18 protein-coding genes are annotated in these 17948 nt (G+C 67.2%); 6 read left to right on the top strand and 12 right to left on the bottom strand.

Annotated features, from left to right (window positions below; all coding sequences use genetic code 11):
- The first annotated feature begins 43 nt into the window (after positions 1–43).
- Entirely contained in the window at positions 44–1048 is a 1005-nt protein-coding gene (locus QN239_RS04070) for a sigma-70 family RNA polymerase sigma factor (protein WP_499008285.1), read from the top strand.
- Positions 1049–1080: 32 nt separating this feature from the next.
- Here the strand turns inward: QN239_RS04070 and QN239_RS04065 are convergent, their stop codons facing one another.
- Positions 1081–1539, bottom strand: coding sequence for a hypothetical protein (locus QN239_RS04065; protein ID WP_499008284.1), 459 nt, complete (start codon positions 1537–1539; stop codon positions 1081–1083).
- Positions 1540–1691: 152 nt separating this feature from the next.
- Positions 1692–2180, bottom strand: coding sequence for a VOC family protein (locus QN239_RS04060; protein WP_499008283.1), 489 nt, complete (start codon positions 2178–2180; stop codon positions 1692–1694).
- A 129-nt stretch (positions 2181–2309) separates the two neighbouring features.
- Here QN239_RS04060 and QN239_RS04055 point away from each other — a divergent pair, with 129 nt between their 5' ends.
- Positions 2310–3434 (top strand): NDMA-dependent alcohol dehydrogenase, encoded by a 1125-nt coding sequence (locus QN239_RS04055; protein WP_167155397.1) that lies wholly within the window; start codon positions 2310–2312, stop codon positions 3432–3434.
- A gap of 54 nt (positions 3435–3488) precedes the next feature.
- On the opposite strand, the gene QN239_RS04050 is transcribed toward QN239_RS04055, so the two are convergent.
- Positions 3489–4265: an SDR family NAD(P)-dependent oxidoreductase gene (locus tag QN239_RS04050; protein ID WP_090359049.1), complete on the bottom strand. Its 777-nt coding sequence runs from the start codon at positions 4263–4265 to the stop codon at positions 3489–3491.
- Between the two features lie 118 nt (positions 4266–4383).
- Here QN239_RS04050 and QN239_RS04045 point away from each other — a divergent pair, with 118 nt between their 5' ends.
- Complete coding sequence (locus QN239_RS04045) at positions 4384–5961, top strand: class I SAM-dependent methyltransferase (RefSeq protein WP_499008281.1); 1578 nt, start codon at positions 4384–4386, stop codon at positions 5959–5961.
- Here QN239_RS04045 and QN239_RS04040 read toward each other — a convergent pair.
- Both QN239_RS04040 and QN239_RS04035 read right to left on the bottom strand, forming a co-directional pair.
- Positions 5958–6575 carry a maleylpyruvate isomerase family mycothiol-dependent enzyme gene (locus QN239_RS04040; RefSeq protein WP_499008280.1) on the bottom strand — a complete coding sequence of 206 codons (618 nt, stop codon included), beginning with the start codon at positions 6573–6575 and terminating at the stop codon, positions 5958–5960. The genes QN239_RS04045 and QN239_RS04040 overlap by 4 nt on opposite strands.
- Positions 6576–6579: 4 nt before the next feature.
- A complete protein-coding gene (locus QN239_RS04035) occupies positions 6580–7032 on the bottom strand; it encodes a MarR family winged helix-turn-helix transcriptional regulator (protein WP_499008279.1) in 453 nt (150 codons plus the stop codon).
- A 69-nt stretch (positions 7033–7101) separates the two neighbouring features.
- Here QN239_RS04035 and QN239_RS04030 point away from each other — a divergent pair, with 69 nt between their 5' ends.
- The 3 genes from QN239_RS04030 to QN239_RS04020 all read left to right on the top strand — a co-directional run bounded on the left by QN239_RS04030 (position 7102) and on the right by QN239_RS04020 (position 10300).
- Entirely contained in the window at positions 7102–7863 is a 762-nt protein-coding gene (locus QN239_RS04030; RefSeq protein ID WP_499008278.1) for a pirin family protein, read from the top strand.
- Entirely contained in the window at positions 7844–9112 is a 1269-nt protein-coding gene (locus QN239_RS04025; protein WP_499008277.1) for a PQQ-dependent sugar dehydrogenase, read from the top strand. Before QN239_RS04030 ends, QN239_RS04025 begins: the two co-directional genes overlap by 20 nt.
- A gap of 87 nt (positions 9113–9199) precedes the next feature.
- Positions 9200–10300 carry a phosphodiester glycosidase family protein gene (locus QN239_RS04020; RefSeq protein WP_499008276.1) on the top strand — a complete coding sequence of 367 codons (1101 nt, stop codon included), beginning with the start codon at positions 9200–9202 and terminating at the stop codon, positions 10298–10300.
- A gap of 11 nt (positions 10301–10311) precedes the next feature.
- Here the strand turns inward: QN239_RS04020 and QN239_RS04015 are convergent, their stop codons facing one another.
- The 7 genes from QN239_RS04015 to QN239_RS03985 all read right to left on the bottom strand — a co-directional run bounded on the left by QN239_RS04015 (position 10312) and on the right by QN239_RS03985 (position 17942).
- The gene (locus QN239_RS04015; RefSeq protein WP_499008275.1) at positions 10312–12579 is read right to left on the bottom strand and encodes an alpha/beta hydrolase family protein; all 2268 of its coding nucleotides are present in this window, start codon (positions 12577–12579) and stop codon (positions 10312–10314) included.
- A gap of 123 nt (positions 12580–12702) precedes the next feature.
- The gene (locus QN239_RS04010; protein WP_499008274.1) at positions 12703–13530 is read right to left on the bottom strand and encodes an SDR family NAD(P)-dependent oxidoreductase; all 828 of its coding nucleotides are present in this window, start codon (positions 13528–13530) and stop codon (positions 12703–12705) included.
- A gap of 72 nt (positions 13531–13602) precedes the next feature.
- Entirely contained in the window at positions 13603–14310 is a 708-nt protein-coding gene (locus QN239_RS04005) for a mammalian cell entry protein (RefSeq protein ID WP_499008273.1), read from the bottom strand.
- Positions 14277–14828, bottom strand: a complete 552-nt coding sequence (locus tag QN239_RS04000; protein ID WP_499008272.1) for an Rv1363c family protein — start codon at positions 14826–14828, stop codon at positions 14277–14279. The genes QN239_RS04005 and QN239_RS04000 overlap by 34 nt, the downstream gene beginning before the upstream one ends.
- The gene (locus QN239_RS03995) at positions 14825–15802 is read right to left on the bottom strand and encodes an RDD family protein (RefSeq protein WP_499008270.1); all 978 of its coding nucleotides are present in this window, start codon (positions 15800–15802) and stop codon (positions 14825–14827) included. Before QN239_RS03995 ends, QN239_RS04000 begins: the two co-directional genes overlap by 4 nt.
- Positions 15799–16422, bottom strand: a complete 624-nt coding sequence (locus QN239_RS03990) for an Rv1363c family protein (RefSeq protein ID WP_499008269.1) — start codon at positions 16420–16422, stop codon at positions 15799–15801. The genes QN239_RS03995 and QN239_RS03990 overlap by 4 nt, the downstream gene beginning before the upstream one ends.
- Positions 16392–17942 (bottom strand): MCE family protein, encoded by a 1551-nt coding sequence (locus QN239_RS03985; RefSeq protein WP_499016564.1) that lies wholly within the window; start codon positions 17940–17942, stop codon positions 16392–16394. The genes QN239_RS03990 and QN239_RS03985 overlap by 31 nt, the downstream gene beginning before the upstream one ends.
- Positions 17943–17948: the final 6 nt, after the last annotated feature.

The following is a 17948-nucleotide window of genomic DNA, read 5'->3' as shown; positions in this document are numbered from 1 at the left end:
GTAACGGGGATGGCCCACCGCCGGAGGCGCCGAGGTGGCCCCTGTGTCGGTATCGGTGCGTAAGCTCGTCAGCGTGAGCGTCCTCACAGAGACTCCGAAGAAGTTCGACTCCAATGACGCGTTCCTGGCGGACGCGCAGCAGTACCGGCGCGAGCTGCTGGCGCACTGCTACCGGATGACGGGCTCGGTGCACGACGCCGAGGATCTGGTGCAGGAGACGTTCCTGCGGGCGTGGAAGTCCTACGACGGTTTCGAGGGCAAGTCCTCGGCGCGTACGTGGCTCTACCGGATCGCCACCAACACCTGCCTGACGGCCATCGAGAACAAGCAGCGCCGTCCGCTGCCGTCCGGCCTGGGGACCGACAGTTCCGACCCGACCACCGAGATCCTCGAACACCATGAGGTGCCCTGGCTGGAGCCGCTGCCCGACACCGCCGAGGTGGTGGAGTCCAAGGAGTCGGTGCGGTTGGCGTTTGTGGCGGCGCTGCAGCATCTGTCCCCGCGGCAGCGGGCGGTGCTCGTGTTGCGCGATGTATTGCAGTGGCGCGCAGCCGAAGTCGCCGATGCCATCGGCTCCTCGACTGCCGCGGTGAACAGCCTGCTACAGCGGGCGCGCGCCCAGCTCGACGAGGTGGGCCCCAGCGCGGACAACACGCTGTCGGCACCGGACTCTCCCGAGGCCCAGGAGCAGCTGGGCCGCTACATCGCGGCCTTCGAGGCCTACGACATCGACAAACTGGTGACGCTGTTCACCCAGGAGGCCATCTGGGAGATGCCTCCGTTCGACACCTGGTATCGCGGCCCGGAGGCCATCGGCATGCTCTCGAAGTACAAGTGTCCGGCCGAATACCCCGGCGATATGCGGTTCATCCCCACCACGGCCAACGGCCAGCCCGCGGCGGCGATGTACATGCGCAACCCCCAGACCGATGCGCACGAGGCGTTCCAACTGCATGTCCTCGACATCACCCCAGCCGGGATCTCCCACGTGGTGGCGTTCATGGAGCCGCGGTTGTTCGCGACGTTCGGGCTGCCCGCCCGGCTCTGATTCGGCGGTGGATCAGTAGTTGTCAATGGTGATCAGTGGGTGCAATCGAGCGTGACGTCGATGCTCTTGCTGATCACGATGGTCGTCTGGTGTTTGTCGCCGTAGGAGCCGGGTCCGCCTGGCGAGGTCCCCCCGGAGTTCAACGACGACGTGGTCATCGCGTTGTGCACCTCGACCACCGTGCAGTCCGGAAGCGGGTTGTCGCCGGCACGATCGACGGTCACCCAGTAGCCCGCGGATTGCAGGTCCGCAATGGTCGAGACGGCGTGGGTGTCGGGTAGCCAGTGCAGCTTGCCCTGTTCGTCCACGATGCACCGAAGTGCTCCGCCGTCAGGTGCCGTCGCCGAGTTGCCGATCTGACCCGATCCGCAGTCGGCCCCGACCGCCGGCGGCGCGTCGGCGCCGGCCGGTGTCGCCGGTGCGATCAGAACCGCGGCCGAGGCCAGTCCGGCTACCACCAGAGGGCCTAAGAGAGAACGCTTTTCAGTCATGGTGAACCTTCCCTCGGGAACCCTGGTGAGCCTGTGGCATCGCCAACGTATTCACCTCAAGTTAGGTTCAAGCGGGTTCCTGCGCCGGAGGCCAATGGCACCAGTCGTCGGGCCGAAGGTCCCTCGGTACGCGCCGGCATCCATCGGCTCCACTAGCCACGGGCCGCGGCCTGTAGCCCCGCGATGTCGAATTTGCCGTGGGTGGCCAGCACCGCCGCCATCAGCCGGTCCTGAGACGCGGCATCGCCTTCGGTGACCAGGTCGTAGTACTCCGTGGGGGTGATCTGCCAGGACAGGCCGTACTTGTCCTTGAGCCACCCGCAGGGCTGCGCCGACCCGCCCTCGACCAGCGCCGCCCACAACCGGTCCAGTTCCGCCTGGCCGGTGACCCGCACCTCCAATGACACCGCTTCGGAGAAGGTGAACTGCGGCCCGCCGTTGATCCCGACGAACCGCTGACCGGCGAGCTCGAATTCCACCACCACGGGCACATCCTGCGGGGATGGCGAGTCCGGGTGGGAGGCGATGGTGGTGACGATCCGGCCGTTGCCACCGAACGCGGCGATGTAGTGCGCGGCGGCCTCCTCGGCCTGGCGGTCGAACCAGAGGTTGGGCACGATCTGGGCGTTGATCTGAGTCATGAGGGGGTAGACCCGCGCCGGCCCGCGGATTCATCGAAACCATCCTGAACGATTCAGTAAAGCTATCGAATACGCAGTTCAATCGCGGTACATACGCAATTTCTAGAACCTGTTCTATGATCGCAATCCATGAAGACCAAGGGCGCCCTGCTGTGGGAACTCAATTCGCCGTTCAAAGTCGATGAGATCGAGCTCGGTGACCCCGTCGCCGACGAAGTCCAGATCCGGATGCACGCCGCCGGCATGTGCCATTCCGACTACCACATCACCACCGGCGCCACCCCGATCGGCCTGCCCGCGCTCGGCGGCCACGAGGGCGCGGGTGTGGTCACCAAGGTCGGCAAGAACGTCACCGGGATCGAGGAGGGCGACCACGTCATCCTCGCGTTCATCCCAGCCTGTGGCGTGTGCCCGCCCTGCCTCAAGGGCTTCCGCTCCCTGTGCGACCGCGGCGCCGTCCTGCTCGGCGGCAAGGCGATCGCCGACGGCACCAGCCGTATCCATGCCGGGTCGCATGAGGTGTCGCCGATGAACCTGCTGGGCACCTTCGCGCCGTACATGACGGTCCACAAGGACTCGGTGGTCAAGATCGACAAGGACATCCCGTTCGAGACCGCCGCGATCATGGGTTGCGCGGTGCCGACCGGGTTCGGCTCGGCCACCAATGTGGCCGAGGTGAAGCCGGGCGAGACCGTCATCGTCGTCGGCGTCGGCGGTATCGGGATGAGCGCCCTGCAGGGCGCGGTGATCTCCGGCGCCAAGCACGTCATCGCCATCGACCCGAACGAGTGGAAGCGCGAGCAGGCCATCAAGTTCGGCGCCACCCACGTGTACCCGTCGATGTCCGAGGCGATCATGCCCGTCATCGACACCACCTACGGCCTGATGGCCGACAAGGTCATCATCGCGGTCGGCGAGATGAAGGGCGAGTACATCGAAGAGGCGATGATCCTGACCGCCAAGACCGGCACCTGTGTGGTCACCGGGATGGGATCGATGCTCGACGCCGACGTGAAGCTGAACCTCTTCCTGTTCACCATGTTGCAGAAGACGCTGAAGGGCAACATCTTCGGCGGCGGCAGCAGCCACGTGGAGACCCCGCGGCTGACGGCGCTGTACAAGTCGGGACTGCTGAACATCGACGATATGATCACCCGCACCTACAAGCTGGAAGATATCAACACCGGCTACCAGGACATGTTGGACGGCAACAATATTCGCGGCGTGATCCGGTTCGACGAATCGGACTGGTAACCCTCGCACGCAAAAAGGCCCCCGCAAACGCGGGGGCCTTTCGCTTGCGGGTGACTACTTCGGTGGCATCCGGATGCCGCCGTCGACACGGACCACTTCGGCGTTCATGTAGGAGTTGGTGATCAGCTCGATGATCATCGAGGCCAGTTCCTCCGGCTTGCCCAGGCGGTGTGGGAAGAGCACCGACTCGCCGAGCTTGGCCTTGAAGGCTTCCGACGCCTCACCCTCCCCGTAGATCGGGGTGTCGATCAGGCCGGGGGCCACGGTGTTCACGCGGATACCGACGGCCGACAGGTCCCGGGCGACCGGCAGGGTCAGGCCCACGACGCCACCCTTGGACGACGAGTACGCGGCCTGGCCGATCTGCCCGTCGAAGGCTGCGACGCTGGTGAGGTTGACGATGGCGCCACGCTCGCCGGTGTCGGTGAGCTCGTTGCGGCTCATCGCGGTGGCGGCCAGCCGGATGCAGTCGAAGGTGCCGACCAGGTTGATCGCGAGCACCTTCTTGTACACGTCCAGGTTGTGCGCCGACTCGAACTGACCGTCCTTTCCGATGGTGCGCTGGGCCCAGCCGATACCGGCCGAGTTCACCAGGGCGCGCAGCGGGCCGAGATCGGTGGCCGTGTTCACGGCGTCGATGATCTGGTCGGTGTTGGTGACGTCGACGGTGACGAAGACGCCGCCGATCTCGTGCGCGAGTTCCTGGCCGCGTTCGGCGTTCAGGTCCGCGACGACCACCCTGGCGCCCTTGGCGGCCAGCTGACGTGCGGCGGCGGCGCCGATACCCGACGCGCCACCGGTGACGATTGCACTAGCTCCATTGATATCCACGCCCGCAGACTATCCCTATCCACCGGTGGGTAGGGAAGAGACCACCGACTGGCACCTCGAGTTCACCTGGGCCGCGTACCGTGCCCGCAGTTTTGCGTGGGCACAGACAGGAGTCACCTTGACCGCCAGCCGCACCGATGCCGGCAGCACCAATGCTGTCGATGCGCTCCGTTCCGACTACGACCAGACACCGTATGTCTCGAACTCCTTCCCGCAGTCGGCACCCGGGACGCTGGCGGCCGTGGCCCACCTGTTCGGCTTGGCGCCGGCGGACGTCGGGACCGCGCGCGTCCTCGAGATCGGCTGCGCCGCCGGAGGCAACATCCTGCCGTTTGCCGCCACCCACCCGAACGCCGAGGTGGTGGGGATCGACCTATCCGAGGTGCAGATCGCGCAGGGGCGGGCCCGCGTAGCGGCGCTGGGCCTGGAGAACATGCAGTTGATCGCCGGCGATATCGCCCGGCTGGACCTCACAAGCCTGGGGCGGTTCGACTACGTCATCGCCCACGGTGTGTACAGCTGGGTGCCCGATGACGTGGCCGAGGCGCTGCTGGCCATGATCCGGGCCACGCTGTCCGCGGACGGCGTCGCCTACCTCAGCTACAACTGCTACCCGGGCTGGAAGGCCAAGGAGATCGTGCGCGACGCCATGCTGCTGGCCGGCGGTGGCAGCCAGACGCCGGGCGAGAAGGTGCGGCAAGCCCGTGGGATGGCCGACTTCCTGGAGGAGGTGGTGCCGGCCGGTGGCGTGATGGCGAGCATCCTGGCCGAATGGCGGGCCTCCGACGACGGCTTCGGCGATTCCTACCTACTGCACGACGAGTTGGAGGCCTTCAACACCCCGCGTTACTTCTACGAGGTGCTCGCCCGCACCAGCGCGCACGGGCTGGCGTATCTGGGTGAGGCCCGCCCGGAAGTGATGATCCCGGCCAATCACGGACCCAAGGTGGCCGAATACCTGGCCGCACACTGCGGTGGCGCGCAGGTTCTGGTGGAGCAATACCTGGACTTCGTCACCAACCGCACGTTCCGGCAGTCGTTGTTCGTCCACGCCGAGCGCGCCCAGCAGATCAGCTATGACCCTGACGCCGACCGTTTCCGCCGGCTGCACCTGGCCGCCACGGTCCCGCCCCTCGACGGGCCCACCCGGCTGGACACCTCTCGCCAGGAGTTCCAGCAGGCCGACGGCGCCACCTTGTTCACCAACGCACCGGCCATCAAGGCGGCCCTCGATGCGCTCACCGAACGCTGGCCTTGGACACTGTCCCACGACGAATTGGTGGCGACCGTGCGTGAGCGCCTCATCGCCGCCGGGGAGCATCCGAGTGCCGATCTGCCCGCCCACATCGACGACCTGACCAGCGTCCTCGTCATGCAGGGTCAGGCCCACTACCGCCTCGATCCGGTACTGCCCGAACCGGCCGGCGAACCGGTGAGAATCGACGAATCGGCAAGGCGGATGGCCGAATTGACCCAACTCGACGAGGACGGGTCGACGTTCAACCGCTGGCATGAGACGGTGCCGCTGGAACCCCTGGACCGTCTCCTACTCCCGCTGCTCGACGGCAGCCGCGATGACGCTCAACTGGTCGAGGCGCTGCTCACCGCCGGCGCCGGCACCCGGGAGGCCCTCGTCGAGCACGTGCACACGATGCGGCAACGGTTGTCGGAGATGAAGCTGCTGCGCCGGGGCTAACGCCGGTCCAGCAGCGCGACACCGCCGCCGGCGAGCTCACCTGAAAGGTGTGCGGCGCGCCCCGTCATCGCCAGCAGCAGTGCCTCACCGGTCCCGCGGACCTCGGGCCCGCGCCCGGCCGCCCAATCCAGATCGGTGGCGACCAGACGAAGGCCCCTGGTGCGACGCGCGCCCCTGATCACCGGACTGATCCGCGCGAAGGCCAGCGCGGCGCGCAGCGCCTCGGGATCGACGGCGCGGGGTATCCGCAACGGCCGGCGGATGTCCTGCTGATGGACCAGGCATTCGATCAGCGCCACCCGGCCGCCGTACAACGCGCCCGCACCAGTCGGTTCGGCCTGGCGCATCAGTTCGATCAGCCGCCCGGGCTGAACAGACCCGATGCGGGCAAGGGCATTCGCGTTGAGCCTGCCGACATCCCAGCGCGCGGCGAACATGTTGCGAGCGAGGGCGATACGTCCCTGGCCGAGATAGGCGATGGTGTGCATCGCGACGTCCCGGACGGTCCACCCCGCACACAGGCTCGGCGCATCCCACTGTTCCGGGGTGAGACTTTGCAACAGATCCGCGAACGTCTCGCGTTCCGCGCAGGCGAGGGCACGGACGGTGGCCACTGCCTCAGTGTGCCTGATCGAGCCTGCGCACCGCGCCGGCCAGCCAACGCCCTACGGCGGCGGCCTGGGCGGCGCTCATCTCGTCGAACAGCACCGCGCGCACCAGTGCGACATGACCGGATGCGGCGACCGCCAGCGCCTTCCGGCCCGCGGCGGTGATCTGCACCGTGACCACGCGCCGGTCATCGTCGGCACCGTGGCGGGCCACCAGGGCACGGTCGGTCATCCTGCGCAGCTGATGCGACACCCGGCTCTGTTCCCAGCCGAGCCGCTCACCGAGCTCGTTCATCGCGCAGCCGGGTTGTTCCTCGAGGGCGACGAGCACCTCGTAGTCGGCCAGTGACAACCCGCAATCGACCTGTAACTGCCGATTCATCGCGGCCTGCAGCCGGGCGCTCATGGTCAGGTAGTCACGCCAGATCCGCTGTTCGTCGTCGGTCAGCCACATGGAATACATGACACATCATCTATGTTGTGGTGTCCAGTACCGGCACCTAGGCTGGCATCGAATCGCAAGGAGAACCCGATGAGCAATACCGCAACCATCGACATCCGCCGCGCCGCCGACCGGGCGGCCACGAAGATCTCATGGCTGGACTCCAAGCACTCCTTCTCGTTCAGCGATCATTACGACCCCGCCAACACCCATCACGGGCTACTGCTGGTCAACAACGACGACATCGTCACGCCGGGCGCCGGATTTGAGACCCACCCGCACCGCGATATGGAGATCGTCACCTGGGTGCTGCGCGGCTCATTGGTGCACCAGGACTCGACCGGGCACTCCGGGGTCATCTATCCCGGACTGGCGCAACGAATGTCGGCCGGCCGGGGCATCCTGCATTCCGAGAAGAACGACTCCTGGAACCTCACGGGCGGCGAAACACATTCCGAGCCTGTGCATTTCGTGCAGATGTGGGTCGTCCCGGACGAGTCCGGCATCACGCCGGGCTATCAGCAAATGGAGATCGACGACGAGTTGTTGCGCGGCAAACTGATCACCATCGCCTCCGGCATGCCCGAGCATCGCGACGAGACCGCGATCAGCATCCAGAACCGCTTCGCCGCGCTAAACGGTGCCCGCCTGCAACCCGGCGACTCGGTGGAACTGCCCCAGGCGCCCTATCTGCACCTGTTCGTGCCACGCGGTGAGGTCGTCCTGGAGGGCGCGGGCCCGCTGCAGGAGGGCGACGCCGTCCGACTGACGGCCACCGGCGGCCAGCGGGTGACAGCGACCACCGCGGCCGAGATCCTGGTCTGGGAGATGCATGCGGGTCTGGCCGCATAGCCGACAGCTCCTGTGCAGCGCCGCGGTGGTGCTGCTGGCCGGGTGCGCGGCGGGCACCACGCCGCCGCCACCCGCCGGCACCGCGGCGCCTGCCGGTTTGGTGCCGGTGACCGTCGCCGTCCCGGACGGCCTCGATCAGCGGCCGTTCGACACCGCACGACAGGCATTGGTCCCGCCGGGGTGGACGGTATCGGTCTGGGCCAGGGTGCCCAAGGCGCGGCTGGCGGCGTGGGCACCCGACGGGCGACTGCTGGTCTCGCTGCCCAGCGCGGGCCAGGTGGTGTCGGTAGGACCCGAGCGCGTGACGCCGTTGCTGGACGGCCTCACCCAGCCGCACGGCCTGTCCTTCACCGGTTCCACCCTGCTGGTCGCGGAGAGCGATCGGATCACCGCCTACGACTACCGTGACGGCAGTGCCACCGGTCCCCGGCCGATCGCGGCCGGGCTGCCCGACGCACGCAGCCCGGAGCTGCGCGGGGCGTATTCGCACGCCCTCAAGAGCGTGACCGCCGGATCCGATGGCGCAGTGTACTTTTCGATCGGATCGACCGGGAACATCTCGGCACAGGACCGGGCGGCCGACCCGCCACGGGCGACCATCATGCGCGTTCCGCCCGGCGGCGGTCCCGCGACCGCGTTCGCCACCGGGGTTCGCAACGGCACCGGCCTGGCGACCGCACCTGACGGATCGATCTGGACGGCCATCAACAATCGCGACAACATCGCCGACCCCGCCACCGGAAGGGTCCATCCCGATTACGTCGCCGAGAATCCGCCCGAAGCCATCGCCCGGCTGACCGCGGGCCGCGAACTCGGCTGGCCGTTCTGCCATCCCACCGGCGGCCCCGCCGACGCCCCGTTCATCCGCGACGTCCAGACCAACGCCGACGGCGGCGCGCTCGACTGTGCGTCGCTGCCACCCGTCGAGCAGACCATCGGCGCACATTCGGCACCGCTGGGCATGAGCTTCACCGAGGGCGCGCTGCCGGCGCCGTACGACTCCGGGGCGTTGCTGGGCGTGCACGGGTCCTGGAACCGGCAACCGCCCCGCGCCCCCGAAGTGTCCTTCCTGCCATGGCGCAACGGGATCCTCGGCCCCGCACAGACTCTCCTCGGCGGGTTCCAGTCCGCAGACGGATCCCGCTGGGGGCGCCCGGTTTCCGCGGTGGTCGGCCCCGATGGCGCGGTGTATGTCACGGATGACCTCGCCGACGCGGTGTACCGCCTGGCGCCGCCGGGGCTGCGCTAGCAATTGTCTTGTGGCAGAAGCGTTATGCGGCCGTGACGTAAGTTGACAGTGAGCCGGCTGTGATTATCCTGAGCATCTGACCGAAGTTTGCCAGGAAGGATCGACGTGCTGAGCACAACCCGGTTTCTCCTGCGCATTGGCGCCGGAATCGCGGTGCTCGCGATCACCGCGGCGCTTGCCACGGCCACCGGATCCCCGGTTGCGCGAGCCGCAGACGGCCGCACATTGCTGGCGAACGCGATCGCCACCACCCGCGGTGCGTACCTGGTGTACAACTTCGGCGCCGGCAATCCGGCACCGATGCTCAATGCCGCGGGCAGTTGGTACGAGATGAGCAACGGCGGGCACCTGATGATCATCAAGGGCGCATCGGCGCGGCTCGCACCGCGCCTGCTCGTCGATTCTCATGCCGGATACCAGTCCCGCTGCGAACGCACACCCGGCGCACGTACCGGCGAAGGACTGCTGCAGTCCGCAGAGATCTACACCCCGATCGCGGCGTGGCACGCGCTGGGCCGACCGACGATCGCCGTCAACGCCAATTTCTTCGACATCCGGGGACAGCGCGGCGGCTCCTGGAAGACCACCGGCTGCAGTTCCCCGCTCGGGGCGTACGTCGACAACACCCGCGGGCAGGGCAAGGCCAACGCCGCAGTCACCGGCACCATCGCCTATGCCGGTAAGCAGGGCCTGTCGGGCGGAAACGAGATCTGGACCCCGCTGTCGACGATGGTCCTTCCGGTATCCGGGGCACCGTTCGTGGTAAGTCCCAGCGGTGCAGAGGATTTCGACGCGGCCACCCCCGTCGTCACCGACCTGATGAGCAAGGGCACCCGCTTCGTCGCGGTCAGCGGTCTGGGACTGCTCGCCCCCGGAGATACCGGCCAGATGAACGACCCCGGCCCCTCGGCGGCGCGCACCGCGCTGGCCTATGTGCGCGGCCGCGACGAGATGTACGTGTTCCAGGGCGGCAGCTACACCCCGGACCAGATCCAGGATCTGTTCCGGGGCCTGGGCAGCGATACGGCCATCCTGCTCGACGGTGGCGGATCGTCGGCGATCGTGCTGCGCCGCGAGGCCGGTGGCATGTGGGCCGGAGCCGGCGTGCCCAAGGGGTCGTGTGACACCTACCAGGTGCTGTGCGACTCGCGCGAACGCGCGCTACCGGCCTGGCTCGCGTTCAACTGAAAACCGTTCAGTTAAGCGGCTTCTCCGGTCGAACCTGATCGCGCGCCCTCGGAGCTCTTCTTCGTCGTGCCGGAGTCCTTCGACTCCGACGCGGCGGGCTTCTTCTTCGGGCTGAACGCACGGGTGATATCGCGGACCGCTTTGGTCAATGGGTCGGGCTTCTTGACCGTCGGCTTCGGATTCGCCTGCGCGGCCGGCTTCTCGTTCTTGGCGGTGTCGTCCTTCTTCGAGTCGGCCTTCTTGGAGTCGGCTTTCTTGGAGTCGTCTTTCTTGGAGTCGGCCGTCTTCGAGTCATCGGCCTTGCTGTCATCGGCCTTGCTGTCATCGGCCTCGCTGTCATCGGCCTTCGTGTCGTCGTCCGCCGCGGCATGCTTACCGGTGGACTCAGCGGTCTGGCCGGTGGCGAGCGTCAAGGTCCGTGCCGCGGCCGACGGCAGCGCGTTGGCCTCGGCCAGCCCGGAAGCCGCATCGGTGGCCGTCTTGGTCAGCTCCTTCGCGAAGCTGCCGCTGGTGATGCTCTTCACCACCTTGACGAGCTCGTTGACGATATTCGGCGGCGCCGCCGTCGGATGGCCGCTGAAGAACTCCTTCTGGAATCCCTTGACCAGGGACTTGATCACGTCGTTGACCGCTTGGCCCGGATTCACGTGCGGGAACGTCATGAAAGGCGTTGGGGTGTCGGCGTCGGTGAGCGTCCTGGTGTACGTACCGTCGGCATTGCGCACCACGTCGGTGTACCCGAGGTTCACCAGACTTGTCAGTGCCGGCGCCAGGGCGTTGGCGAGCCGGATAGGCAAGGTGCCCAACGTGCCGAAGCTCACCGCGTTTAGCACATCGCCGGTGAGGTACAGCGGTTCCAACAGCGGCAGCGTCTTCGCCGGCAGCGTGAGATAGATGTTGAGCGCCAGCGGATTTCCGGCGGTCACGTTGCCCACCGCATTGCCGACTTCGTCCCCCACCTGGTTGAGGATGGTGTCGAGCGTCAAGCCGCGAAGAATGTAGGTGGCACCCACCGTTCCGGCCATCAGGTTGTTGGCCAGCGAGAAGGGATTCGGCCACGCAGCGAAGTCGGAGAACGGCTGGTATTGCGCGGTCGCATCGATCTTGATCGGGACCAGATTCGCCCCGCCGACCGCCAACCCGGTGTTGAGCAACGGAATTCCGCCGCTGTGCACAGCCCCCGTTTCCGGGGTCAGCAGGTCGATGCCGAGCAGATCGCCCAACGGGTAGAACCGGGACAACAGACCACCGTTGGCTCGGCCCAGATTGTTCAACAGCACCATCGGCAGAATGGTGAAGCCTCCGACCAGCGGGTGCTGGCTCGCCTTGGAGCCACCGGGCTGGAATCCCAACTCACTCAATATCTTCGAATACGACGCCCCGGTGGAGAAGGCCCCCAGCCCGATGCCAGCGACAATGGGAATGCGCACGTCGGTGACGTCGAGTAGTTCCAGCGGCAGGGCGTCGGTCACCGCGTGCAGCAGATTCACCGCCAGCTGCAGCGGCACTCCGAGCGGCCCCAGCACGTCGAGGGCGTCCTTGGCCTGCTTGAAGACGATGTCGAGTAGACCGTCGCCGCTGATATCCAGGTACGGTGTCGAATTGATGGCCTCGGCAACGGCATTGGGGGTACCGGGTGTCCACCCGATATCCAGCCCCAGCATCTTCAGCAGGCCGAAGGTGGGGCCGGGGGTGATGATCTTGACCCCGGCCACATCGGTGTTCGCCAGATCCACGATGTTCGACACATCAAGCCCGATGAGACCGAGTAGTGCACTGAGTGAGACGTTGCCGGCCGAGTCGGTGATGTTCAGCAGGTCCAGGACCCCGACCAAGGCGTCCGACACCCCGGCGGGCAATGCCCCGTCGAGCAGCGACCCGAGGTCGATCTTCACCGCGCCGAGCACCTGATCGAGCAGGTCCACCGGTATCTGGTTCAGCACATCGCCGATGTTGATGTGCAGACCGCCGGTCAGAGCCGGCACGCTCAGCCTGCCGACCAAGGCCTTTGCGATGGTGGCGTACAGGTCCTGTGCCTCGTTGTAGACCGTATTGCCCAGGCCGCCAGTGATATCCGGTAGTTCGCCCGGCTTCGGGAACAGGCTTGTCGACGCCGTGAGATGCAGCGGTTGATCGTGTACCAGACGCAACTCCGGACGCGTCTGCACCGGCTGGGGCGCGGCCGCTCCCACCGTCAGTGCGGTGACCGTCGCGGTTGCGGCCCCCACGACCGCGAGCCGCTTGGTCCGCTCCCCCGCCGCGCGATGTTTCCCCGTCATGCTTACGTGCCTCCCCGTAGCCTCCCAGCCGACGCACAGGACGGTAACACCCTGCCGTTGCCCGGATACGGTTTTGCCGAGAACTATCGCGTGCGTCGAAGTCCTGCGCGCGTTGGGTTTTGGTCAGGGCTGACGCATCACGACACGAAGAAGCCGATCTCGCAAAGCAGTGGGGATATGAGTCAGCAGGGCAACTTGAGCCTTGGGGCCCAGCCCTACGACATAGCGTGGCCGGGGCCGCCGCGAGGTCAGCGCGGTGGACACCACATCGGCCACCGTCTCGGGTGCGACCGCAAGCCGCTGCGAAATCGGCACGGACCTGCGCATGCCAGCAACGTGACGGGCATAAAGTTCACGGTATTGCGGCGTCAGGCCGGCCTCCACCTCGGACACCATGGTGTCGGCGGTGCGCCACATGTCGGTGTCGGTCTGCGCCGGCTCGACGAGCACCACCGGCATCCGCCACGGCGCCAACTCCATCCGCAGGGCGTCGGCGGCCGCCTCGAGCGCGAACTTGGACGCCGCGTAGGCACCCGTCAGCGGCGTCGACAGCCGGCCGTTGACGCTCGAGATGAACACCACCCGGCCGCGGGACTCACGCAAGCGGGGCAACACCGCCCGAGTGACCGCGAGCTGACCGATCACGTTGACGTCCAACTGCTTTCGCCACCCTTCGGTGGTGACCGTCTCCATCGGACCGGCGACCACGATGCCGGCATTGTTGACCACGGCGTCCAGCCTCGACGGCAAAGCCGCATCCAACGCCGCGAGCTGTTCCTCGTCGGTGACGTCGAGGCGCACCCCCGTTATCCGCTCGTGCGCCGCGCCGACGGCGGCCACGTCGGCGGCCGAGCGGACTCCCGCGATCACCTCCCACCCGCGCTTGGCCAGCTCTTCGGCGATGGTGCGCCCGATTCCGCGTCCGGCGCCGGTCACAAGTACTGATGGCATGTGGCCAGGTTATCCGGAGTCCTCGGGCCCGAAAGCGAAGATCGCTGCCGACGCCGCGAACGCATCGCGCGGCTACAGCCTCGGTGTGAGATCCAGCGACGTGACCGGTGTCATCTCCGTGATGAGCCACTTCGAGTCCCGGCGTTCCAGCGTCAGCCGATAGGACAGGTAGCGCAGCGACGGGATGTTCTTGGTGACCGGGCTGGTGGCCACCGAGTTCGTGTACACCAGCGCGGTGGCCCGGTCCGGACCGATGCTCTCGATGGCCGCGCCGAGCACCTGGGTGCTGTTGGACACCTGGGCCTGCTTGTTCGGCGCCACGATCGCGTCGATGTACTGGCGGTACTGGGCCGCGAAATCGCCGCCCAGATACTTCTGTGCCCGGTCGGGCAGCGATTCCATATCGTCGGGCGTGTAGGTCCACAGCGTGGTGATGGCGCTGGTCGCGGTGCGGGCGACGTCCAGTTTGGTGTGCACCAACGCGCGGTCGGACAGGTACTGCTGCGCCGTCGCACCGGCGAACGCGCCGGCCGCCACGAACAGCAGCGCCGCCACCGCCGCGACGATCTTGAGTGCCTTGCCCGCCGGCCGGTGCGGCACCAGCACGGGTTCTTCGGCGGGCTCCGTGTCACCGGAATCCGCTGGGGCGGCATCCGTCTCGGGGACAGACTCCGGGCCGCTCGCCGAGGCTCTACCCGCCTTGCCCGTCGGCTGGGCCTGGGCTTCGTCGTCCTCGGCCCCGGTGGTCAGATCACCTGAATCAGCCGGCTGATCTTCCACTGGCGCCCTTCCTGAATTGTCGTTGCCAACCAACGGCTTCCGGTTTCGATGGTCTGTTTGCCGTCGGGATTCTTGCTGGTCGTCAGGGTGGCCACCAGGACGTCGGCACTTCCGTCGTCGTTCCAGCGCTGTACACCGGCGGCGAGCACCGCGCCCGTGGTGGGCTCCAGACGCGCCACCTGGATCACGATCTCGTTCTGCTTCTCGGTGAACGCCTTCACGAATTCGCCGGTGGCCTGTGCCTTGATCCGGTCGGCATAGTCGTTGGCATGGAACGGATCCATGGTCGTGTACACGGTCATGAAGTCCCGCACATACGCCAGCGCGGACGCGTCCCTGACGTCGGTGCGGCGATCCGATTCGTGTGCCATCACCATCACCGTGCACAGCCCGATGACAGCGGCCAGTACCAATGCGCAGGCACCACCGATCACCGGCAGACCCCAGCGCCTCGGCGGATTGTCCACTGAGACAAAGAATTCGGGCTCATCCGGGTCGATCTGGCGGCGCGGGCTCAACGGGGACCACCACCCGGGGTGGGCCGGGTGATCACCGTGAGGTTGCCCACCCGCCACTGCCCGCCGGATTTGACGAAGTCCACCTGCACCGTCGCGGTGATGACGCGCAGGGTTTTCGGGTCGGCACCGCGCTGCCCCTGCATGGCCATCAGCATGGTCGCGGTATCCGCGCCGACCTGGGTGACCGCGCTGTTGACGGTCCAGTACTCATTGGCCACGATCGGCGCCTTGCGCACCGACTCCTGTTGGGCCACAAGCTGCGGGCGATAGCCGTCGGTGGCCAGCGACTGCGCCTTCGCGAAATCGTCGGCCAGGGTCTGCGGGGTATAGCTGAGCAACTCCTCGACGATCCGGGGGCCCTGTTCCGAGATCTGCGCCCTGGCCTCGTCCACCGCCCGGTCATGCCGGTATACCGCGCCGTATCCCAGTCCGGCCGCCGCACAACACAACACCACTGTCGCGGCCAGCCCGAGCGCGACCGGCCGGCGCAGATCGCGCGCCGGAGCATCGACTCGCACCACCTCGGTACGCAGCAGCAGATCGGCGAACGTGCGCCCACGCCGGTCCCACAGCGGCCACAGCCACCCGACCAGCACCGCGGCCGTGTCGAGCAGATGTGCGATATCGCGGACGATCAACCGGACGCTGCCCGCCGGGTCGCCGGTGCGGGTGAGCACCCGGATGCCGGTGACCGCGCGCCCCAGGGTCCACCCCGTCCATGCCGGTATCAGCCAGCGATTCACCAGCACCGCCAGCGTGACCGCCGCCCCCAGTACGGCGAACACCCACCACTGCCAGCTCATCCACGGCGAGATCCAGGCCAGCATGGCCATGATGACCACCACGGCGACCCCGAAGAGCACATCGATGGCCAGCGCCCCGGCCCGGCTCCTCCAGGAGGCCACCGGCAAGTCGGGGGTGGCGGTGGCTGCTGCGGTGTCTAGGGCATCGTTCACGTCGAGCACCGCCGTCACGTCGTCACCTGGACGAGGTTGGCGATCTTGTACGTGCCGTCGTCACGCTGCATCGTCACCCGCAACCGGTAGCCCTGCTCCTGGTCCGCGGCTTGCGAATTGGTGACCTTCGTCCGCACCGCCACCAGGATGTCGACGGAGCCGTCGTCGTTGTGACGTTCGACCGCGGCACGCAGGTCCGACACCGCGACCTTCACGTTCGCCGCTTGATACGCCTCCACCATCATCCCGCTGAAGAACCCGGCCTGGGCCCCGAAGTCACCGGTCGAGCACTCGATGATCTTGGCCTGGCTGGCCCCCATCGACGCCGTGTCCGGAGCCTGGGTGGCGGTCACGCAGTCCTTGGCGGCCTGTAGCGCGACGGCGTCATCGCGCCCGATCTGGGCGCTGCGGGCGTTGGCCTGCACGGCCAGGTAGCCGACCACGGACAGCCCGGCGGTCAGCACGAGCAGGCCGGCGGCGATCGTGGCCACCCATCCCGTGCCCAGACGTTCCGGCCTCGGCTGGTGCGCCGGGGTCACCGGATCGGGCTGCGCCTCGGGAAGTGCCGCTATCGGTTCTTCTGAATCGTGGTCATCAGGGGTGGGGTTCAGCCGGCTGGTGCCAGCATCTCCTTCCATCCGCTATCTCCTGGCTTCATCGAGTTGTTGACGGTGTACTTGACACCGTCTGGTCCGACCACCTCGCCGCTGGACGGGCTGTACACCGCCGACGGTCCTGCTGCCGGAGTGTAGATGCAGGGGTTGGGTTGCTGTCCACTGCAGCTGACGGTGCCCTGGCCGGGCGGGGTGAGCGGGTCACTGGTCGGGGCGAAAGCCTGCGGCGGCGGCAGCTGGCTGGCCCCCAGCGGGTTGAGCCCGTTGTTGATCGACGGCGCGGGGATGACCCGGCCCGGCTCGACCGGGTGGGTGCAGCGGGCGCCGGCCGCCGGGCAGTCGACGACCTGGTTGGGGTCGCCGTACCACGGGTTGGTGCCCGCGGGCACATACGGCTCGTTGCTGCGGCACTCGGCCGGGGTGGCTGCACGCTTGCCCGGGAAGTCGGCGCACGGGTAGTTACGCGCGCCGCGCACCGCGTTCGGTGCGTCCTTGGGAATCTTGCAGTACAAACCCGACGGAATCGGCTGGGTGGTGGTGTCGGCCGGCGACCGCCACTGCGAGGCCGGCAGGAATCCGGTCAGGCACGGTGGCGGTGAGTTGATCCCGAGGCCGAAATGCAGCAGACCTTGCGGCGCGAAGATCGTCGCGGTCTGGGCGATGGACGCGCCCTGGGGCAGCACCACCAGCACCTGCTCGACGTTCTTGTTGTACCGCTTGAGCATGTCGATGACGACCTCAAGGTTGGCCAGCGTCTGCGGCAGCGCGTCACGCACATCGCCGAACACGGCGTTGAGCTGATCGGCCGTCGGCGCCGCCTGCTGCAGGCCGCTGCGCAGCGCACCGTCCTGCTCGGCGGTCTGGCTGGTGATGGTGTTCAGGTTGGCCGCCCACCGGGCGATGGCGTCCCCGGAGTTCACCTGACTGTCGATGATCGGCCCCGAATGCTCGACGATGTCGTTCACCGAGGGCAGATTGTCCTTGAAGTCACCGGCCAGCGTCTGGGTGGAGTCCACCAGCCGCTGCAATGACGGACCCAGTCCGCCAACGGCTTTCGCCGTCTCGTCGAGCAGCTGGCCGATCTTCTCCTTGGGCAGCGCGGCAAGCCCCGCCTCCGCGGCGTCCAGAGCGGGACCGACCTCGGATGGCACGGACCCCTTGGTGATGGTCTGCCCCGCGCTGAAGTACTTGCCCTCGTCCTTTTCCGACACGATGTCCAGGAACTGCTCCCCGACCGCCGACACCGAATGCACATTGGCGGACGAGTCGAGCGGGACCTTCTTGTCGTTGTCGATGTCCATGGTGACCCGCGCCCCCTTGGGGGTGGGCTGGACATCGCGCACCTTGCCGATGGTGGTGCCGCGATACGTGACGTTGGCCGTCTCGTACAGGCCTGCCGAGTTCGGCAGATCGGCGTAGAGGCGGTACATCCCGATGCCCGCGGCGGTGGGCAGGCGCAGATAGAACAGCGACAGCACCACCAACCCGATGATGGTCAGGGCGGTGAAGATGAGCAGCTGCATCTTGATGAACCTGGTCAGCAACATGTC

It is taken from the genome of Mycolicibacterium sp. Y3 (assembly GCF_051188035.1).
GTDB classification, from domain to species: domain Bacteria; phylum Actinomycetota; class Actinomycetes; order Mycobacteriales; family Mycobacteriaceae; genus Mycobacterium; species Mycobacterium fluoranthenivorans.
Note: the sequence above shows the minus strand (reverse complement) of the source record. Positions and strands in the feature narration are given on the sequence as shown.